The sequence below is a fragment of the Streptomyces qinglanensis genome (assembly GCF_900111245.1).
GTDB lineage: Bacteria > Actinomycetota > Actinomycetes > Streptomycetales > Streptomycetaceae > Streptomyces > Streptomyces qinglanensis.
In genome coordinates, this window is the sequence record NZ_FOGO01000018.1 from 1 (window position 1) to 15593 (window position 15593).

General features: G+C 70.8%; 15 protein-coding genes and 2 rRNA genes. 8 read left to right on the top strand and 9 right to left on the bottom strand.

Features of this window, described 5'->3' with window-relative positions; all coding sequences use genetic code 11:
- Positions 1-74: ribosomal RNA gene (locus BMX65_RS28100) — 23S ribosomal RNA — on the top strand; the annotation flags it as partial.
- A 100-nt stretch (positions 75-174) separates the two neighbouring features.
- A 5S ribosomal RNA gene (gene rrf, locus BMX65_RS28105) occupies positions 175-291 on the top strand.
- Between the two features lie 301 nt (positions 292-592).
- Here rrf and BMX65_RS28110 read toward each other — a convergent pair.
- From BMX65_RS28110 to BMX65_RS28140, 7 genes are all read right to left on the bottom strand, one after another.
- Complete coding sequence (locus BMX65_RS28110) at positions 593-2200, bottom strand: hypothetical protein (protein ID WP_239502295.1); 1608 nt, start codon at positions 2198-2200, stop codon at positions 593-595.
- A gap of 122 nt (positions 2201-2322) precedes the next feature.
- Positions 2323-3768 (bottom strand): ATP-binding protein, encoded by a 1446-nt coding sequence (locus BMX65_RS28115; protein ID WP_075003176.1) that lies wholly within the window; start codon positions 3766-3768, stop codon positions 2323-2325.
- A 144-nt stretch (positions 3769-3912) separates the two neighbouring features.
- The gene (locus BMX65_RS28120) at positions 3913-5478 is read right to left on the bottom strand and encodes an SCO6880 family protein (protein ID WP_075003177.1); all 1566 of its coding nucleotides are present in this window, start codon (positions 5476-5478) and stop codon (positions 3913-3915) included.
- A complete protein-coding gene (locus tag BMX65_RS28125) occupies positions 5478-6803 on the bottom strand; it encodes a hypothetical protein (protein ID WP_075003178.1) in 1326 nt (441 codons plus the stop codon). Before BMX65_RS28125 ends, BMX65_RS28120 begins: the two co-directional genes overlap by 1 nt.
- Positions 6793-7665 (bottom strand): DUF8175 domain-containg protein, encoded by an 873-nt coding sequence (locus tag BMX65_RS28130; protein ID WP_075003179.1) that lies wholly within the window; start codon positions 7663-7665, stop codon positions 6793-6795. Before BMX65_RS28130 ends, BMX65_RS28125 begins: the two co-directional genes overlap by 11 nt.
- A 281-nt stretch (positions 7666-7946) precedes the next feature.
- On the bottom strand, positions 7947-8597 hold the full coding sequence (locus tag BMX65_RS28135; protein WP_075003180.1) for an O-methyltransferase: 651 nt from the start codon (positions 8595-8597) through the stop codon (positions 7947-7949).
- Between the two features lie 97 nt (positions 8598-8694).
- Positions 8695-9003 carry a hypothetical protein gene (locus tag BMX65_RS28140; RefSeq protein WP_016472248.1) on the bottom strand — a complete coding sequence of 103 codons (309 nt, stop codon included), beginning with the start codon at positions 9001-9003 and terminating at the stop codon, positions 8695-8697.
- A 344-nt stretch (positions 9004-9347) separates the two neighbouring features.
- On the opposite strand from BMX65_RS28140, the gene BMX65_RS28145 reads away from it, so the two are divergent.
- Positions 9348-10325 (top strand): C40 family peptidase, encoded by a 978-nt coding sequence (locus tag BMX65_RS28145; protein ID WP_075003181.1) that lies wholly within the window; start codon positions 9348-9350, stop codon positions 10323-10325.
- A 279-nt stretch (positions 10326-10604) separates the two neighbouring features.
- A complete protein-coding gene (locus tag BMX65_RS28150; RefSeq protein ID WP_075003182.1) occupies positions 10605-11315 on the top strand; it encodes a phosphatase PAP2 family protein in 711 nt (236 codons plus the stop codon).
- Positions 11316-11427: 112 nt separating this feature from the next.
- Here the strand turns inward: BMX65_RS28150 and BMX65_RS28155 are convergent, their stop codons facing one another.
- The gene (locus BMX65_RS28155; RefSeq protein ID WP_075003183.1) at positions 11428-11670 is read right to left on the bottom strand and encodes a hypothetical protein; all 243 of its coding nucleotides are present in this window, start codon (positions 11668-11670) and stop codon (positions 11428-11430) included.
- A 113-nt stretch (positions 11671-11783) separates the two neighbouring features.
- On the opposite strand from BMX65_RS28155, the gene BMX65_RS28160 reads away from it, so the two are divergent.
- Together BMX65_RS28160 and BMX65_RS32610 are read left to right on the top strand one after the other, a co-directional pair.
- On the top strand, positions 11784-12665 hold the full coding sequence (locus tag BMX65_RS28160; protein WP_075003184.1) for an SCO4651 family lipoprotein: 882 nt from the start codon (positions 11784-11786) through the stop codon (positions 12663-12665).
- A gap of 154 nt (positions 12666-12819) precedes the next feature.
- Positions 12820-13044 carry a hypothetical protein gene (locus tag BMX65_RS32610; RefSeq protein WP_139141055.1) on the top strand — a complete coding sequence of 75 codons (225 nt, stop codon included), beginning with the start codon at positions 12820-12822 and terminating at the stop codon, positions 13042-13044.
- 167 nt (positions 13045-13211) lie between these two features.
- Here the strand turns inward: BMX65_RS32610 and BMX65_RS34025 are convergent, their stop codons facing one another.
- Positions 13212-13646 carry a metal-sensitive transcriptional regulator gene (locus BMX65_RS34025; RefSeq protein WP_177214365.1) on the bottom strand — a complete coding sequence of 145 codons (435 nt, stop codon included), beginning with the start codon at positions 13644-13646 and terminating at the stop codon, positions 13212-13214.
- 207 nt (positions 13647-13853) lie between these two features.
- On the opposite strand from BMX65_RS34025, the gene BMX65_RS28170 reads away from it, so the two are divergent.
- Both BMX65_RS28170 and BMX65_RS28175 read left to right on the top strand, forming a co-directional pair.
- Positions 13854-14474 carry a DUF47 domain-containing protein gene (locus tag BMX65_RS28170; RefSeq protein WP_026004259.1) on the top strand — a complete coding sequence of 207 codons (621 nt, stop codon included), beginning with the start codon at positions 13854-13856 and terminating at the stop codon, positions 14472-14474.
- 6 nt (positions 14475-14480) lie between these two features.
- Positions 14481-15476 (top strand): inorganic phosphate transporter, encoded by a 996-nt coding sequence (locus BMX65_RS28175; RefSeq protein ID WP_075003185.1) that lies wholly within the window; start codon positions 14481-14483, stop codon positions 15474-15476.
- Positions 15477-15593 lie beyond the last annotated feature (117 nt).

The following is a 15593-nucleotide window of genomic DNA, read 5'->3' on the forward strand; positions in this document are numbered from 1 at the left end:
GGTTGATAGGCCGGATCTGGAAGCACGGTAACGTGTGGAGGTGACCGGTACTAATAGGCCGAGGGCTTGTCCATAGAGGCTCGCGTCCACTGTGTTGGTTCTGAGACAACAACCGTGCAAGCACCACCCTGTCGTTGGGGTGTGTTGTGCTGCTGGTTGTGTGTTTCACCGTGTTTCGGTGGTCATAGCGTGAGGGAAACGCCCGGTCACATTCCGAACCCGGAAGCTAAGCCTTTCAGCGCCGATGGTACTGCATGCGGGAGCGTGTGGGAGAGTAGGACGCCGCCGAACTCTTTGTGGGGAAAGCCCCGTCGGATTCATCCGACGGGGCTTTCTCACGTTCAGAACTCTTCGCCGGGACCACCGCACGGTTTCGCCCGTCGTGGTCGAAGGGCGTGGTCGAAGGGGGGAGGGAAGGCGACGAGCTCTGTTGAGGCTGTGTCGCCCGCGTAGCCCCAGCCCCCAGCCTGGGTTGCAGACCCGACGACCCTGGCAGCGGGGCATTGGGCGCCATACCTGACCGAGGCCGTACAGAGGGCCGTCCGGCCCGTCTGTCCAGCTTCTCGGCCCACTCCTCAGCCCGTCGGGCCGCTCAGGAGAGTGCCGTCGGCAGATCCAGGACCGACGTCAGTGGTGGGTCGAGCCGACCGTCAGATGACCGTGCGGCCATGCGGCGGCCGTGCTCGACCACGCTCTGGGTGAGCGCGTTGAGGATCGGAAGGACGTCCGGATCCTCGCCCACTACATACAGCGTGCCCGCTTCGGCGACGAAGGATTCCAACGCGAGCCGATCGGCTCGTTCGGCCGAACATGCGTTGCGGACATGCAACTGCCCGAGCGGTGACAGCGCACGGCGGATCAGGGCGAGCGCGTCAGCGCGCAACTGCGGGTGGCCGGCGAGTGCGGACTCCAACTCGCCCGCGGTGCCCGAGGCGGCGCGGGGGTGGGAGCGCAGAATGCGGACGGCGTCCGCCGTCTGGCCGGTCGCGAGTGCCCAGCGGTGCACTTCGCGGAAGGAGCGCTTCTCCAGGGCGGCGGCGTGCAGCCAGCAGCGCAGCATGGTCTCCGCGGTCGTGTGGACCGTTGCGTCGATCGGGCGCGGTGAGCGCAGCGGGGCCAGCAGCGCGGTGGAGCGGGACGCCGCCGTGGCGCGGTCGGCGCAGCCGTGATGGGGGGACCAGCGCAGGCGGTCGGGTGTGTCGCACGCGTGCGTCGGGTCGAAGACGTGGACGGGGCCGAGTTTGGCGCGTGCCGTTCGGGTGGCGTTCCACAGGGCGGGGGTGCCCGTGCTGACGAGCACGGCACCGGGAGCCTCCAGGATCCGCGCCACCGGGTCGTCGTCGGCTGCCGGGCCGCCGGGGGCCGGGAGCACGCCGTCGGGGCTTCCCGGGTCCTGGCGGGAGCTCTGCGACGGGACTCCTGGCGTGGAGAGGACCGCGGGGGCGGGCGGTTCTGCGGAAGGTGGCGTCCGATCGACCGGTGCGGCGGGTTCCCCGAGTCGGGTGCCGGTGTCCGGCGGGAGGACCGGCGCGGGACCGGATTCCTGGCCCGGGCCGGAAGCCGGCGGCCAGGACGCCGGGTTCGGGTGCGCCAGGCGCTCCGCAGCCGGCGGCGTGGATGCCGCAGATCCTGCATGCCCCGCAGCCGCCTCCGGGGGCTTGTGCTCAGAAGTCTCGGGCGAGGCCGGCACCTCGGGCGCCCGCGGGGCTCCGGGCGGCATGGACGCCTCGGTTCCGGCGCGGCGGTGGTCGCCCCGGAAGCGGCGGGCCCTCCGCACGGCCCGTGCCCTGGCCACGGTGCCCATGACGAAGACGGTGAGCACCACCAGCACCAGGATCTGGCTGATGAAGAGGCCCCAGAACAAGCCGTAGCCGGACAGTTGGCCGCCGGGGGTCGAGGGCCAGGCGCCCTCGATGTCGTGCGGCTCGGTGACCAACTGTCGTACGGCCAAGGGCGTCCTGGCGAAGGTGACACCGTCCGGCCAGGCGCCGTGGGCGAGCAGACCCGCGAGTCCGGTCGCCGTCCACACGAACACGGTGAGGCCCAGCAGGAAGCCGAGGACACCCACCAGGAGGCCGTCGGGGATGCCGCCGCCCCCACCGGGTGCGCGGCGGGGTCGGTGGGGTACGTAGTCCGCGTCCGGGGCCGGGCGGCCGTCCGGGAGGCGCTGCTGACGTTCGCGATCGTCGTCGTATGGCATCGGTACCGATATTCAAGCGGGGCCGGTCGGTTGCGGCAAGATCCCCTGCGCGGCGGCACCGTGCGGGGTCACCGCCGGGGCGTGTCATCCGGTCGGGTGCGCACGGCACCCGCCGGCACCGTTCAGGCGACTCCCGAACCGGGCGCCGCCCGCCCGGAGGGGGCGCGTTCCATGGCCAGGGCCCGGGCCTCGGTCTCGGCCTCCAGGTCGGCGTCCAGCGCGGTCTCGAACGAGGCGCCCTCCGCCAGTTCCGCTTCCACGGCGCTCTCCGTCATGGCGCGGTCGGTGAAGACGAGCGGGCGTTCCGCCTCGGTCACCAGATGCTTGACGACCTGGACGTTCCCGTTGACGTCCCAGACTGCGATGCCCGGCGACAGGGTGGGGATGATCTCCACCGCCCAGCGGGGCAGGCCCAGGACCTTGCCGGTGGCCCGTGCCTCGTCCGCCTTCTGGGCGTAGATCGTCCTGGTGGAAGCCATTTTGAGGATGGCGGCCGCCTCCCGGGCGGCCGCGCCGTCGACCACGTCCGACAGGTGGTGGACGACGGCGACGAAGGAAAGGCCCAGGCGGCGGCCGAACTTCAGCAGGCGCTGGAAGAGCTGGGCGACGAACGGACTGTTGATGATGTGCCAGGCTTCTTCCACCAGGAAGATCCGCTTGCGCCGGTCGGGGCGGATCCAGGTGTGTTCGAGCCAGACTCCGACGATGGCCATCAGGATGGGCATGGCGATGGAGTTGCGGTCGATGTGCGACAGGTCGAAGACGATCAGCGGCGCGTCCAGGTCGATGCCGACCGTCGTCGGACCGTCGAACATGCCGCGCAGGTCGCCGTCGACCAGCCGGTCGAGGACGAGCGCCACGTCCAGACCCCAGTCCCGGACGTCGTCCAGGGCGACGTTCATCGCCTCCGCCGACTCCGGCTTGGGGTGGCGCAGTTGCTCGACGATGTCGGTGAGCTGCGGCTGGCGGTCGGTGATGGTGGAGTTGACGTAGGAATGCGCGACCTTGAGCGCGAAGCCGGAACGCTCGTCGAGCCCGTGCCCCAGGGCGACCTCGATGATGGTGCGCAGCAGCGCGAGCTGGCCGGTGGTGGTGATGGCCGGGTCCAGCGGGTTGAGCCGGATGCCCTGGTCGAGCGCTGCGGTGGGGTCGAGGCGGATCGGGGTTATGCCCATCTCCTCCGCGATCAGATTCCACTCGCCGACGCCGTCCTCACCCTGCGCGTCCAGGACCACCACCTGGCGGTCGCGGAAGCGCAACTGGCGCAGTACGTAGGTCTTCTCCAGTGCCGACTTGCCGTTCCCGGACTCGCCCAGCACCAGCCAGTGCGGTGCGGGCAGTTGCTGCCCGTAGAGCTGGAAGGGGTCGTAGATGTAGCCCTTCCCGCTGTAGACCTCGCGGCCGATGATGACGCCGGAGTCGCCCAGCCCGGGTGCGGCCGTCGGCAGGTAGACGGCCTGCGCCTGGCCCGTGGACGTGCGGACGGGCAGGCGGGTCGTCTCCGTCTTGCCGAACAGGAAGCTGGTGAACGCTTCGGTGAGGGCGGACAGGGGATCGAGCGCGGCCATGCTGGCTACCTCCGGCCTGGAGCGGCGGTGCGGGGGTGGAGCGGTCGGTCGACGGTGCGGGAGCGGAGCGGTCGGACGGTGGTGCGGGAGCGGCGCAGCCGTGGAGCGGCGGCGCGGGGGCGGACGGGCAGCACGGGTCCCTCCTCAGCGCCGGATGCCGGTGGCGAAGGGAAGGGTGTTGACGAAGGCCCGGTGGTGTTCCCTGTCGCACCATTCCAGCTTCAGATAGCTCTTGCCCGCTGAGGCGCGGATCGTGCGCTTGTCCCGCGCCAGCGCCTCCGGCGAACGGGAGGAGACGGTCAGATAGCCCACGAGGTTGACCCCCGCCGCACCCGAGGCCAGGTCCTCGCCGCGCTGGTCGACGCGGCCGTGCGCGGCGATGTCGCGCGGGTCGACGGTGCGGTTCATCTTCGCCGAGCGGCTGGCCTCCGCCTCGTCGTTCGTCTTCTCCGTCAGCATCCGCTCGATGGCCAGTTCCGTCGGCTCCAGATCCATCACCACGGCGACCGTGCGGATCACATCCGGGGTGTGCACCAGCAGCGGGGCCAGGAAGTTGACCCCCACCGGCGTCATCGGCCACTCCTTGACCCACGCCGTGGCGTGGCACCACGGCTCGCGAGTGCTCGACTCGCGGGTCTTGGCCTGCAGATACGTCGGGGCGACCGCGTCCAGCTCGGCCGGCCAGGCGTTGCGCTTGGACATGGCCTGGATGTGGTCGATGGGGTGGTCCGGGTCGTACATCGAGTGGATCAGCGAGGCGAGCCGGGCCTGCCCGAGCGGCTGCCGGACCCGGATGTCGGCCTCGGCGAGGCGGGCGCAGATGTCGGTGAGCTCGCGGGCCATCACGATGGCCAGCCCCTCGTCCTTGGTCAGCTTGCGGCCCGCAGTGCGCCGGGCGGCCTTGGCGATGGTGGCGCCCTCGGTCGCCAGCTCCCGTCCGTAGGGCATACACGCGATCAGATAGGCGCGGTGCTGCTCGCTGGAGGTGGACACCATGGACTGCAGTTGGTCGTAGGAGGTGCGCAGCCAGCCGGCGGCCCGCTCGTTGCCGCGCTGGGCCACGTCCTTGGCGTGCGCGTCCGGATCGGCGGGCAGCGTCCGGGCCAGCATCTGCAGCCGCGTCACATAGCCGTCGCCGTTGGCCACATGCTTCAGGAGCGTGCCGAACCGGTCGACCAGAGCCTCCTGGTCCTCGCTGTCGCGCAGTCCGACGCCCGGGCCCTCGATCTCGATGGCAGCGGTGACCGTACGCCGGTCGGCGTGCAGCAGCACGGCGATCTCGTCGGGGCCGAACGGCGCCGACAGCCAGTTGATGCGGCCCACCCCGGGGGGCGAGCCGATCTCCACCTCACGGCCGTCGAGCATCGTGCCCGCCTCGGCGGCATCGGAACGGAACGTCGTACCGCGGCGCAGCAGCCGCTTGTAGGAGCGGTTGATCTCGAACCACCTGTAGAACGTACGGCCCTTGTACGGCACGTAGACAGCCGCCAGCGCGAGCGCCGGGAAGCCGACCAGGGCGGGGATACGGAACGAGAGGACGGGGATGAGCAGGCCGCACATCATGCCGAGGAAGGCACCGACGACGATCAGGCCGATCTCGCCCGTGTCGCGGTTCTTGCCGACGATGGCGTTGGGCCTGGCCCGGCCGATCATGTAGGTGCGGCGCGGTGTGCCCAGGCCGGAGCCTGCTGTGTGGGACGAGGTCGTCATCAGCGCTCACCTCCCGAGCTGCGCGGCGGACCGGACGGCGACCGGCCCGCCTCCGAGGAGCCCTGCCGGGGCGGCCGGGCCGAGTGCGGGGTGGTGGCGGCCGGTGCAGGCGGCTGCTGCCGCGGCGCCGACTCCTCGCCGCCGCCCGAGCGGGAGCTGTGGGCGGCCACCCCGCCCGACACGTTGGAACCGGAGCCGCCGCCCCCGCCGGAGGAGGCGTTGGCGGTCGCGGGGGCGCTCTGGCCGCCGCCCCGGCCGCCGTGGGTGTTGATGCCCTGCCGGACGAGCGCGGCGGGCGAGGCCACCACGGCGGCCGCGGACCGGGAGGAGGCGCGCACGGCGTTGCGGTGGGCGGCGATGTCGTCGCCGAAGCCGGGGACGAAGCGGTAGATCATTCCGCTGGCGAAGATGGCCAGCAGGATGATGGCCAGCCCCGACACGATCGCCGAGACCGAATCGGGCCCGTCGCCGCCGGCCAGCGCCCCCGCGAGACCGAGCACGATCACGATCACGGGCTTCACGAGGATCACGGCGATCATGATGCCCGCCCAGCGGCGGACGTGCCCCCACAGGTTCTTGTCGACCAGTCCCGCGTAGACCGCGGTGCCCAGCAGCGCGCCGACGTACAGCAGGGCGGCGCGCACCACCAGCTCCAGATACAGCACGCCCGCCGCCAGCACCGACACCAGGGAGACGACGATCAGCATGATCGGCCCGCCGCCGATGTCGTCGCCCTTCTTGAGCGCCTTGGAGAAGGTGCCGAAGAACGCGTCGGTCTTGTCCGAGGTGCCGGAGGCGATGACCTCGGTGACCGAATCGGTCGCCGAGACCACCGTGTAGAGGATCAGCGGAGTGAAGGCGGAGGCCAGCACCGTCAACCAGAGGAAGCCGATCGCCTCGGTGAACGCCTCGGTGAACGGCACCCCGCGCACTGCCCGCTTGGCGACCGCCAGCAGCCACAGGGTCAGCGTCAGGATCGTGGACGCGGCGAACACCACGGCGTACTGCCGCAGGAACTCCGTGTTCGTGAAGTCCACCTTCGTCGTCGTGTCGACGAGCTTCGCCAGCTTGTCGACCGTCCACGCCGCGGCTTCGGCGCAGCCTTTGGCGAGGGAGGAGAGGGGGTCGGCGGCGGCTGCGGGGTCGTCCAGGGGGTTGCCTGGGGTGTCGTTGTCACCACCGCCCTGACTGCAGTACTCGTTGGCGGGACCCATGCAGTCGTCGTCGGGGTCGGCGGACGCCCGAGTGGCGAGCAGCACAGCGGTGGATTGCACCCCGGCCAGCACCGCTCCGACGGTGAACGCGCGGCGTCGATTATCGGGCATATGTGAACCCTCCGAACCCCTTCACCGCGTCAGCCATCTCGTCGGCCGACGATGCCGCTTGGTCCTTGCCGATCGGCGTGGGTCCGTCCTTCTGCTTGAAGTCGGTGACCTTCCAATCGTCCTTCACCCACGACATTTCGAAAGTGGTGGTGTACCAGCTCTCGGTCACGGGGCGTTTCGAGTCCTTCCCGGCCAAACCGAAGAGGCCGGAATACCAGACTGCGACTCTGGCCTTCTTGTCGCTGAAATCGATCACTTTGGCGCCCACCGGAGTCGTGCGTGCCACGAACGTCGTGTCCTCAGGCGCCTTGCCTGCCTTGTCGAGGCCGACCTTCTGGAGGAATTCGGGGTCGCCGTAGGTCTTGTCGAAGTCGACCTTCCGGGCGTCCGTGACCCTCGGCGCGTAGACGGAATCCACGATCTTGTCGCGTGACGCGGAGGAGAACATGTCTTCCCCGCCCAACGCCACCGCATAGTTCGCCGCGGCGCTCTGCGCCCCCTGCTCGTCATGGGCGAAGCCGGAGGCGAGGGCGCCGGGGGAATTCTTCACAGGTTTTTCACCTGAGGGCGCCGTGGGGCGGGCATCGGTGGCTGCGTCGTTCTTGCTGTCGGAGGCGGTGCCGCCTCCGCCGCCGCCCTCGTCGCCGCCGCCGCGGTTGGCGAAGGCGATGGCGGCGATGAGCAGGACGACTACGGCGACGACTGTCACCAGGCTGCGACCGGGGCGGTTGGACGGGCGGTTGCCGCCGCTGTCGCCGCCGGGCAGGCGTGTTCGAGTCGTTGTCCGTGCGCCATCACGGGCGCCGGGCACGCCTTCGCTGGTGCGGGTACGGGCGTCGTACTCGCCGCCGCCGATGTTCATGCCGGCCTGGCCCCCTCGACCTCTGTCGCTCAACTGCCGTCACTGCATTGTCTCCTCAGATGACGGTAGCGGGGTCGCGCCGCGCATGTGCCGTCTGCAAGCCAGGTGGATGGCAGCATTTCGAACATCGCGCCGGTGCGCCGTCCGTGTCCGTGCCGCTCACGGGGCGGTTCCGGGCGCGGTACCGGGGACGTCCGCGCGTCGGTGCGCCCCCGGTGCGCAGGGCCGCCGGGCGGCCGCCGGTCCGGCCGGCCGGACCGGCCGCTGCCGTCCTGGTGCCGCTAGGCGCGCTTGCGGGCCAGGGTGACGCCGTCGCGGAGGGGGAGCATGACGGACTCCATGCGGGCGTCCGCGGTGATGGTGTCGTTGATCCGGCGGATGGCCAGGTCCGCGTCGTCCTGGGCGGCGGGGTCCACGACCCTGCCACCGCGCAGCACGTTGTCCAGCACGATCAGCCCGCCGGGGCGCAGCCGGGGCACCAGCGCCTCGTAGTACGCCGGGTAGCCGACCTTGTCCGCGTCGATGAACGCGAAGTCCACGAACGGCTCCTCGGGCAGGTCGGCCAGGGTGTCGGCGGCGGGTGCGAGGTGCAGTTCGATGCGGTCGGCGAGGTCGGCGCGCTCCCAGTAGCGGCGGGCGATGGACGTCCACTCCTCGGAGACGTCGCAGGCGATCAGCCGGCCGTCGGCGGGCAGGCCGCGGGCGATGCACAGGGAGGAGTACCCGGTGAACACGCCGACCTCGACCGCGGTCCTGGCGCCCGTGAGCCGCACGAGCATGGTGAGGAACTCGCCCTCGTCGTGCGTGATCTGCATGGTGGGGTAGTCCGGCACCCGCGCGTGGGTCTCTTCGACGAGGTCGCGCAGGATGTCGTCGGCCGGCGTGCAGTGGGCCAGCAGATAGTCGTCGAGGGCAGGGTTCACGATGTCCATGGAGCTCCTCGTGTGCGGGCGCGAGTGTGCGGGCGCACGGGGGCGCCGGTGTGTCGGGTGCGGAGCGGCTCCAGGAGCGCTCCGCTGTGGTCGGCCCTCAGACCGCCATGCCGTAGACGATGGTGAACAGAGTGCCGAGCGAGCCGATGATGAAGACGCCGGTGAGCCCGGCGACGATCAGGCCCTTGCCCTGTTCGGCGCTGAAGGTGTCGCGGAGCGCCGTGGCACCGATCCGCTGTTTTGCCGCGCCCCAGATGGCGATGCCGAGGCAGAGCAGGATGGCCACCGCCATGATGACCTCGATCATCACCCTGGCCTCGTGGCCCAGCGAGCCGAACGGGCCCCAGTCCGGGGCGATCCCGCCGATGATGGTGGTGATATCGCCTTTGTCAGCCGCCAGGAACATGGTGAACTCACCGCCTAGTTTCAAGGTTTGTCTCTGACGGATTGTGCCACGGCCCGGTGACAACGGGAGCGTCCCGCTTGCCCGAAGTGGTCCCGGATCGGCGTCGTTCCGTGCGCCCGGCGGCGCGGCGCGGGCCGTTCCGGGTCCGGAAGCGCTGCACCGCGGACTGCGGGCGCACGGGTGCACCTCCGTGCGCCCCTGGTGGGCCTGGGGCGGGGCGGGGCGGCGGACGTGGTTCGTCTCCGCGCCCGCTGTCCGCCGTTCCGCTCGGGGGATCGGCCTGGAATGATGGTGACGCATGGTCGGCGTGAGCGAACTGGTTGCCTGTGGGGGAGGTTTGGGGAGTGCGCCGTAGAAGAGCACTGCTGCTGGCGGTCGGTGGCGGAGGGGGACTGCTGTCCTTGTTCGTCGCACTGCTGGTGGTGGGTACCTACGTGGCCTCCGCCAGTCTGCTGGCCGGGGGCGGCGCCGTGTCCCTCGCCAAGGGGGCCGTGCCGGCCGCCTACGCGCAGCTCATCGAGAAGTGGGGCAACAAGTGCCCGGCGCTCAACCCGGCGCTGCTGGCCGCGCAGCTCAAGCAGGAGAGCGGGTTCGACCCCGATGCCCAGAGCCCGGCGAAGGCGCAGGGCATAGCCCAGTTCATCCCGGGCACCTGGGCGACGCACGGGCTGGACGCCAACGGGGACGGCAAGCGGGACGTGCACGACCCGGAGGACGCCATTCCGTCGGCGGCGAGCTACGACTGCAAGCTGGCCGCGAACGTCAAGCATGTGGCGGGCAATGCCTCGGACAACATGCTGGCCGCGTACAACGCGGGGCCGTACGCGGTGATCAAGTACGGCGGGGTGCCGCCCTACAGCGAGACGAAGAACTACGTGGCCACCATCCGCAGGATGGAACAGAGCTTCGCCGCGCCCACCGGGCGGCTGAGCCCCACCAAGCAGGGGGCGGGAGCGATCAGCTTCGCGCAGAGCAAGCTGGGCACGCCGTATCTGTGGGGCGGCAACGGTACGGCGGCGCAGGGCGGCCGGTTCGACTGCTCGGGCCTGACGAAGGCGGCGTACGCGAAGGTGGGCGTCGAACTGCCGCGGGTGGCCAACGACCAGTACGACACCGGGCCGCACCCCAAGCGGGGCGAACTCCTCCCCGGAGACCTGGTGTTCTTCGCCTCCGACCTCACCAACTCCCGCTCCATCCACCATGTGGGCATCTATGTCGGGGGTGGCAAGATGATCAACGCTCCCTACACGGGGGCCAAGATTCGCTACGACCCCATCGACACTCCTGACTACTTCGGGGCGACCCGGCCCAGCGCCGGGTGACCCGGGGTGGCGCGGTCCCGGTGGACGTGTGTGCGGCTCGGCGGGCGCTTGTGTGCGCAGCGCACGGATTACGTCAACAATCCGTGAGGCACAGGCCCTGAGCTGCGTATACGGGTCACCCTTGGGTAACGTCCTGGTGATCGTTCGGTAAGAACGGAACGGTTCACCTGACGCAGCGCGTTTTTCTCCACGGAATGGGACTTCCGCACCGCGACCACGGGGGGTCGTCAGCGCAGATCCAGCGACGAGCACACAGCCGAAGTGAGGGGCCGCACCACGATGGCACTCTGGGACAACCCTGATGTCGAACTGCTCTACGAGATCAACGGGCTGGCCAAGGACGCACCCACCTGGGCCGACCGGGTCATGGAGTACATCGGGGAGTACGGCATCGCCGCTGGACTCGTCGTGCTGGCCCTGTGGGCCTGGTGGGGCGTGACACGCAAGCGCGAGAGCCGGGAGGAGGCCCTCGGCGGCTTCGCCGGACTGATCTGGGCCCCGGTGGCGGCCCTGATCGCGCTCGCGGTCAACATCCCCATCCGCGGCCTCGTCGAGCGGCCGAGACCCTTCCTGGAGCACAAGAGCGTGGAGCCCCTCGTCGCGGGCAAGACGGACTTCTCCTTCGTGAGCGACCACGCCACGCTCACCATGGCCATCGCCGTCGGCATCTTCATGGTCCAGCGCAAGCCCGGCCTCGTCGCGATCGCGCTGGCCCTCCTGGAGGGCTTCTGCCGCGTCTACATGGGAGTGCACTACCCCACCGACGTCATCGGCGGACTCGCCCTGGGCACCGCCGTGGCGCTGCTGCTGGCCCCCGTCGCGATGTGGGCCCTGACCCCGGTGGTGCGGGGCGCGGCCCGGAACGCCCGTCTGGAGGCGCTGCTGTGGGCGGGCGCCGCTGCAGCCGTCGGCGCCGCGGGCAGCCGGGCGGTGGGCCGCCGGAGCCGGGAGGAGCCGCGCCGCACCGGAGACCGCGACCTGGCGGCCTGACGGGGCCCCGCGGCCCGACGTCGCGCTACGGCCTGAAGCGGCCCTGCGGCCTGAAGCGGTCCCGAGCCGTCCGGATCGCCCGCACCGTCGCACCCGCTCCGAAACAGAGGTTCTACAGCGCCCCCGCCGCACCGTCCGGCGGGGGCGCTGCCGCGTCGTCGGCGCCGTGGTCCCGCAGATGCGCGTGGCTGTCCTCCCGGGCGCGGTCGCGGGCCCGGCGGGCGGGACCGCGCCAGCCGCAGGCGCACGAGGCGGAGCAGAAGGAGCCCCGTTCCGTCAGCGACGTGCCGTGCGGCGCCGCGGCGGCCGACGGATGTGCCGGGTCCGGCTGGTGTTCGGGAGCTAGCTCTCGCACGTGACCACCGTACGCGGACCGTGACGGCCTTCCCAGGGGGCTCGTTGAACGGTCGGATCCGGACCGGCCCGGGAAACCGGTACGGCGGCGACCGGGAGCGAGGGGTCGGCTAGATGGCAGTGCGTCGGCACATCCGAGGGGGCAGGGTGCCCGCACCGCTCACGGTGATGACGCTCGGGGCGGTACTGCTGTTGTCGGCGGGATGCTCGGGCGAGGGCGCGGTGGCGACCGCGGAGCCGCCCACGGCCGGTCCCGCCGGGCCCGCGCGGCCCGGCCGCGCCGCCGTGGTGGCGGCGGCCGACGAGTTGGCCCGTGCGGGGACGGCGCGGGTGCGTACGGCCATGGACATGGTCAGCGGCCACACCCGGGTCACCATCGAGGGCAGCGGCGCGTTCGATCTGGCGGCCCGTACCGGACGGCTCCGGGTCACGCTGCCGCCCGGTACGGACGGGGCGCTGCCGGGGGAGCGCAGGCAGGTGCGTGAGCTGATCGCGCCGGGCGCGCTCTACATGCGCAACCGTGCGGGGGTGCCGGCCGACAAGTGGGTGCGGGTGGACACCACCGGACTGCCGGACGGGAACCTGGTGACGGGCGGTGCGACCGATCCGGTCACCGCCGCCCAACTGCTGCGGGGTGCGCACCGGGTGGCCTACGAGGGGGTGACCGAGCTGGGCGGCACCCGGGTGTGGCACTACAGCGGCCTGGTCGACATCGAGCGGGCGGCGGCGGGGGCGCCGCCGCGGGCGCGGCGCCAGTTGCGGGCAGCGGAGAAAGGGTTCTCCGGTCACACGGTGCCGTTCGACGCCTATCTGGACGCGCAGGCGCGGCTGCGGAAGGTGCGGCACCGCTTCGACTTCGCCGCGGGGCCGGGCAGTCCTCCGAACGCGGACTACACGGTCACCTCGACGACGGAACTGCACGCCTTCGGTACGCGGGTGCGGATCAGGATGCCGGAACCCGGCGACATCTGGACGGGCCGGATCGCCGCACCGTAGCCATCGGCCGGCGCGGCGGACGCGATGCCGTACCGGTAAATGATTCGGAAGTGCCATGCGCCCGGGCGGCCGCCTCCCTAGGCTGGGGGGCTGGGCCGAGGCCCTGCCGCGGCGCTCCGCCCGGTGGATCCGTGCAGCACGGGAGGTGATACGTGTGCCCGTACCGAAGCGTGACGGCAGGGGCGACGGCCGTGGGGGCCGCTGCCGACGGCGTTCGCTGATGCAGGACCACGTCGCTCTCGCCGAGATCGAGCTGTGCGGCGAGCTGATGATCGCCGCGTCCGCCGCGGAGGGGCCGCTGAGTGCGGCCCGGATCGACGAGGTGCTGCGGCGCGCGGCGGACGGGTTCGACGAACTGCCCCGCTCGTCCGCCTGCTGACGGAGGCGTCCGGGCGTCGCGGACCGCAGCGCTCGGTTCCCGGTCCCTCCGCGCGCGGCTCGCGGGCAATTCCGAGCCCGGCTCACCGGTTCCTGTCCCCTGGTGGTCCCCGACGGCTCGGCCCAGGGGCGGGTGCAGGAGGTGTCAGGGGCGTGGGCGGCGGCTGCTCAGGTGCGCAGCAGGCGGGCGATGGCGGCGGTGGCCTCTTCGACCTTGGCGTCCATCTCGGCGCCGCCGTCCAGTGCGGCGTGGGCCACGCAGTGCCGCAGGTGCTCCTCGAGGAGCTGGAGTGCGAAGGACTGCAGGGCCTTGGTGGAGGCGGAGACCTGGGTGAGTATGTCGATGCAGTAGACGTCCTCGTCCACCATGCGCTGGAGGCCGCGGATCTGGCCCTCGATGCGGCGCAGTCGCTTGACGTGAGCGTCCTTGTGCTTGGTGTAGCCGTGCTCGCCGGTGGCCGCGTGGGCGGAGCAGCACTGCGAGGTCGCCTCGGCCACGGTGCCGGGGTCCGTCGCTGCGGTGTCGGAGCCCGCCGGGCCGGTCCGGGCCGTGTCCGGCGTCACGGTCTCCGGCGTGTCCGGTGTGGTCTGCGGCGACGTCATGCGGTCCTCCCGGGTGGGTGGTGAGGGGCGGTCGGGCCCCTGACACCGGGGCCTTGATACCCCTGACGGGTATATGATACCGGACTTCTCGGAGCCCGGTTCGGAGCGCGAGTCTCCATGGGTGACACTGGGGACGCCGGTTCGCCGTGGCCGGATGATGCGCCTAGCATCAACGAGACCGTCATCGATGCACCCCGAGGACCCCCAGTGCGCTTTCGTCTGACCCCCAGGGAGACGAGCTTCTACGACATGTTCGCGGCCTCCGCGGACAACATCGTGACCGGCTCCAAGCTCCTCATGGAACTGCTCGGCGCTGAATCCTCCGCGCGCACCGAGATCGCTGAACGGATGCGCGCGGCGGAGCACGCGGGGGACGACGCGACGCACGCGATCTTCCACCAGCTCAACTCCTCCTTCATCACGCCGTTCGACCGCGAGGACATCTACAACCTGGCGTCCTCGCTCGACGACATCATGGACTTCATGGAGGAGGCCGTCGACCTCGTCGTCCTCTACCAGATCGAAGAGCTCCCCAAGGGGGTCGAGCAGCAGATCGAGGTGCTGTCGCGGGCCGCCGAGCTGACCGCCGAGGCCATGCCGAACCTGCGGACGATGGACAACCTCACCGAGTACTGGATCGAGGTCAACCGGCTGGAGAACCAGGCCGACCAGATCCACCGCAAGCTGCTGGCCCACCTGTTCAACGGCAAGTACGACGCCATCGAGGTCATGAAGCTCAAGCAGGTCGTGGACGTGCTGGAGGAGGCCGCCGACGCGTTCGAGCACGTGGCCAACACCGTCGAGACCATCACGGTCAAGGAGTCCTGACGTTCCGTGGACACCTTCGCGCTGATCGTGACCGTCGGTGTCGCGCTCTTTTTCACGTATACGAACGGCTTCCACGACTCCGCGAACGCCATCGCGACGTCGGTCTCCACCCGGGCGCTGACCCCGCGTGCCGCCCTGGCCATGGCTGCGGTGATGAACCTCGCGGGTGCCTTCCTCGGCAGCGGCGTCGCCAAGACCGTGAGCGAGGGGCTGATCGAGACCCCGCACGGCGACAGCGGCATGGCCATCCTGTTCGCCGGCCTGGTCGGTGCCATCGTCTGGAACCTCATCACCTGGTACTACGGACTGCCTTCGTCCTCCAGCCACGCCCTCTTCGGCGGTCTGGTGGGCGCGGCGCTGGCCGGGAGCATTGCGGTGCACTGGTGGGGGGTCTTCGGGAAGATCGTCGTCCCGATGTTCCTCTCGCCGCTGGTCGGTCTGCTCGTCGGCTATCTGGTGATGTGCGCCATCATGTGGATGTTCCGCAGGGCGAACCCGCACCGGGCCAAGCGGGGATTCCGCATCGCGCAGACCGTCTCGGCGGCCGGGATGGCGCTCGGACACGGCCTCCAGGACGCGCAGAAGACCATGGGTGTGGTCGTCATGGCGCTCACCATCGCCGATGTGCAGCAGCACAACGAGATCCCGATCTGGGTGAAGTTCGCCAGCGCCGCCATGCTGTCGCTGGGCACCTACGCGGGCGGGTGGCGCATCATGCGGACCCTCGGCCGGCGGATCATCGAACTCGACCCGCCGCAGGGGTTCGCGGCCGAGACCACCGCGGCCTCCGTGATGTACTCCGCGTCCTTCATGTTCCACGCGCCCATCTCGACCACCCACGTGATCACTTCGGCGATCATGGGTGTCGGCGCCACCAAGCGGGTCAGCGCGGTGCGCTGGGGCGTCGCGAAGAACATCATCCTCGGCTGGTTCATCACCATGCCGGCCGCCGCCTTCTCGGCGGCGGTGATCTACTGGGCGATCAAACTCGTCTTCGGCTGACGGCTGACGGCTGACGGCTGACGGCTGACGGCTGACGCCGTCCGCAGCCGTGGTCGGCCGACGGATTGCGAGCGGCCGCGGCTGCGGACGGCTCGACCTCCCGGTTCGTCCGAGTGC

What these genes read in the sequence shown, in the direction of transcription:
- BMX65_RS28110 (WP_239502295.1), bottom strand. Translation starts at nt 2,200, where the DNA reads ATGCCATACGACGACGATCGCGAACGTCAGCAGCGCCTCCCGGACGGC.
- BMX65_RS28115 (WP_075003176.1), bottom strand. Translation starts at nt 3,768, where the DNA reads ATGGCCGCGCTCGATCCCCTGTCCGCCCTCACCGAAGCGTTCACCAGC.
- BMX65_RS28120 (WP_075003177.1), bottom strand. Translation starts at nt 5,478, where the DNA reads ATGACGACCTCGTCCCACACAGCAGGCTCCGGCCTGGGCACACCGCGC.
- BMX65_RS28125 (WP_075003178.1), bottom strand. Translation starts at nt 6,803, where the DNA reads ATGCCCGATAATCGACGCCGCGCGTTCACCGTCGGAGCGGTGCTGGCC.
- BMX65_RS28130 (WP_075003179.1), bottom strand. Translation starts at nt 7,665, where the DNA reads ATGAACATCGGCGGCGGCGAGTACGACGCCCGTACCCGCACCAGCGAA.
- BMX65_RS28135 (WP_075003180.1), bottom strand. Translation starts at nt 8,597, where the DNA reads ATGGACATCGTGAACCCTGCCCTCGACGACTATCTGCTGGCCCACTGC.
- BMX65_RS28140 (WP_016472248.1), bottom strand. Translation starts at nt 9,003, where the DNA reads ATGTTCCTGGCGGCTGACAAAGGCGATATCACCACCATCATCGGCGGG.
- BMX65_RS28150 (WP_075003182.1), top strand. Translation starts at nt 10,605, where the DNA reads ATGGCACTCTGGGACAACCCTGATGTCGAACTGCTCTACGAGATCAAC.
- BMX65_RS28160 (WP_075003184.1), top strand. Translation starts at nt 11,784, where the DNA reads ATGGCAGTGCGTCGGCACATCCGAGGGGGCAGGGTGCCCGCACCGCTC.
- BMX65_RS34025 (WP_177214365.1), bottom strand. Translation starts at nt 13,646, where the DNA reads ATGACGTCGCCGCAGACCACACCGGACACGCCGGAGACCGTGACGCCG.